Below are 2,526 nucleotides of genomic sequence, written 5' to 3'. Positions count from 1 at the left end.
CGGCCAGGCTCACCACGGGGATCTCGGGGTCGCTCAGGTGCGCGATGGCCGCGCGCACGGCGTCCAGCGAAGGGGGGTCGCGCAGCGCCGCGTCCATGGCCTCACCACACGGCTTGGGGGTGCTCGCGCGCCAGGCTCTGCATCTCGGCGAGCAGGAAGCCCATGTGTTCGGAGTGCAGGCCGCGCTTGCCCTGCGTCACGTAGCCGCCGTCGGCGGGGCGCCGCAGCGTGGCCTCGGTCAGCACCTCGTCCACCAGCGCATCCCAGGCGGGCTTGAGTTCGGCGAGGGCCACGCCGGTGCCACTGGCCACGGCGGCGGACTCGGCCTCGTCGCCGGTCCAGAACTCTTGGGTGTGCGGCATGAGGTGGTCCAGCGCGGCCTGCGCGCGCGCGCGGCTCTGATCGGTACCGTCGCCCAGACGCACCAGCCAGTCGCCAGCGTGGCTCAGGTGGTAGCGCACCTCCTTGAGCGACTTGGCCGCGATGGCGGCGAGCTGCGGATCGGCGCTGGCCTGCAGGCGCTCCCACCACAGGTTCATGAGCGCAGCGTAGAGCACGTTGCGCACGGTGGTGGTGGCGAAGTCGCGGTCGGCGCGCGCGGGGCCGGCGAGCGGGCCGTGGTGTGGCAGCTCCAGCAGGGTGAAGTTGCGGAACTCGTGCGTGGCGCGGAAGTAGGCCAGGCTGTCTTCGGTCAGGGCGCCATCGGCGCGCGCGCCTTGCAGGTGGGCGAAGCGCTTGGCCTGCGCGGGGTCGGCGTTGATGAGCGCGGCCGCGTGCTGGTAGAGCAGGCGCGCCTGGCCCAGGTGGTCGAGCGCGTGGTTGGCCAGGGCCAGGTCCTCTTCCAGGATGGGCCCGTGGCCGCACCACTCGGCGTTGCGCTGGCCGAGCACGAGGGCGTTGTCGGCCAGGTGCAGCACATAGTCAACAGGCGCCGAGCTCATCACATGTGCCCCACTTTGTCCGGGATCTCGTAGAAGGTCGGGTGGCGGTAGACCTTGTCGGCGGCGGGATCGAAGAAGGCGTCCTTCGAATCCGGTTCGCTCGCGGTGATGCTGGCCGAGGGCACGACCCAGATGCTCACGCCTTCCTGGCGGCGCGTGTACACGTCGCGCGCCATCTGCAGGGCGTGGCGCGCGTCGCTGGCGTGCAGGCTGCCGCAGTGCTTGTGCTCCAGGCCCTGCTTGCTGCGGACGAAGACCTCCCACAGCGGCCATTCCTTCAATGCCGGGGTGCTCATGCGGCCTCCTTCATGGTGCGTTGTGCTTGCTTGCGCGCGTGGGCCAGGGCGGCCTCGCGCACCCAGGCGCCGTCTTCCCAGGCCTTCACGCGGGTGGCCAGGCGCTCCTTGTTGCAGGGGCCGTTGCCGTTCACCACCTGCCAGAACTCGTCCCAGTCGATGGCGCCGAAGTCGTGCTGGCCGCGCTCGGCGTTCCACTTCAGTTCGGGGTCGGGCAGGGTGACGCCCAGCACCTCGGCCTGCGGCACGGTGGCGTCGACGAACTTCTGGCGCAGGGCGTCGTTGCTGATGCGCTTGATGCCCCAGCGCATGCCCTGCACGCTGTTGGGGCTGTTGTCGTCGGGCGGGCCGAACATGGCCAGGCACTTCCACCACCAGCGGTTCACCGCGTCCTGCACCATGGCCTTCTGCTCGTCCGTGCCCTGCATCATGGTCAGCAGCGACTCGTAGCCCTGGCGCTGGTGGAAGCTCTCTTCCTTGCAGACGCGGATCATGGCGCGCGCGTAGGGGCCGTAGCTGCAGCGGCACAGGGGGATCTGGTTCATGATCGCCGCGCCGTCCACCAGCCAGCCGATCACGCCCACGTCGGCCCAGGTGAGGGTGGGGTAGTTGAAGATGGAGCTGTACTTGGCGCGGCCGCTGTGCAGCGCGTCGACCATTTGGTCGCGGCTGGTGCCCAGGGTCTCGGCGGCGCTGTAGAGGTACAGGCCGTGGCCGCCCTCGTCCTGAACCTTGGCCAGCAGGATGGCCTTGCGCTTGAGGCTGGGCGCGCGGCTGATCCAGTTGCCCTCGGGCAGCATGCCCACGATCTCGCTGTGCGCGTGCTGGCTGATCTGGCGCACCAGGGTCTTGCGGTAGGCCTCGGGCATCCAGTCGCGCGGCTCGATCTTGCCGTCGGCGTCGATCACGGCATCGAAGTGGGCCTGCAGGGCGGGGTCGGCGGCGGCTGGCACGGCCTGGGGGCCGGGGGCGGTGCCGTCGGGCACGTTGAAGGATTGCGTGTACATGCGCGGTCTCCTCGGCGGGTGGGGCTCTGGCCGCGCAGTGTACCAAGTTAGCCGACCGGCCGGTCGGTTAATTTTTTTGCCGCGATGGATGGGGGCCGGGGCCCGTCCGCGCCGGGCCGCGCGGTTCAGCCCGAGTGTTCCAGCGTGTGGCCTTGGCCGCGCCCACGGCCCAGCGCGCCCACCAGCAGCGGCAGGGCCTCGGCCAGCCCGGCGTGCAGGGTGTGCGGCGGGTTGATCACGAACACGCCGCTGGCCGTCAGGCCCGGGCGCTCGTCCGGGCCC

The 2,526-nt window shown here is 70.7% G+C and carries 3 protein-coding genes; all 3 read right to left on the bottom strand.

All coding sequences use genetic code 11. From position 1 onward, the window contains the following. Nucleotides 1-101: 101 nt before the first annotated feature. From paaC to paaA, 3 genes are read right to left on the bottom strand one after another with little or no spacing between them, the layout of a single operon-like run. On the bottom strand, nt 102-941 hold the full coding sequence (gene paaC / locus BGO22_RS10135) for a 1,2-phenylacetyl-CoA epoxidase subunit PaaC (RefSeq protein ID WP_286850608.1): 840 nt from the start codon (nt 939-941) through the stop codon (nt 102-104). Next, the gene (paaB, locus tag BGO22_RS10130; RefSeq protein ID WP_070400388.1) at nt 941-1,237 is read right to left on the bottom strand and encodes a 1,2-phenylacetyl-CoA epoxidase subunit PaaB; all 297 of its coding nucleotides are present in this window, start codon (nt 1,235-1,237) and stop codon (nt 941-943) included. The genes paaC and paaB overlap by 1 nt, the downstream gene beginning before the upstream one ends. Continuing rightward, nucleotides 1,234-2,244 carry a 1,2-phenylacetyl-CoA epoxidase subunit PaaA gene (gene paaA / locus BGO22_RS10125; protein ID WP_204744046.1) on the bottom strand — a complete coding sequence of 337 codons (1,011 nt, stop codon included), beginning with the start codon at nt 2,242-2,244 and terminating at the stop codon, nt 1,234-1,236. Before paaA ends, paaB begins: the two co-directional genes overlap by 4 nt. Nucleotides 2,245-2,526: the final 282 nt, after the last annotated feature.

Source organism: Hydrogenophaga sp. 70-12, from assembly GCF_001897365.1.
GTDB lineage: Bacteria > Pseudomonadota > Gammaproteobacteria > Burkholderiales > Burkholderiaceae_C > Hydrogenophaga > Hydrogenophaga borbori.
Note: the sequence above shows the minus strand (reverse complement) of the source record. Positions and strands in the feature narration are given on the sequence as shown.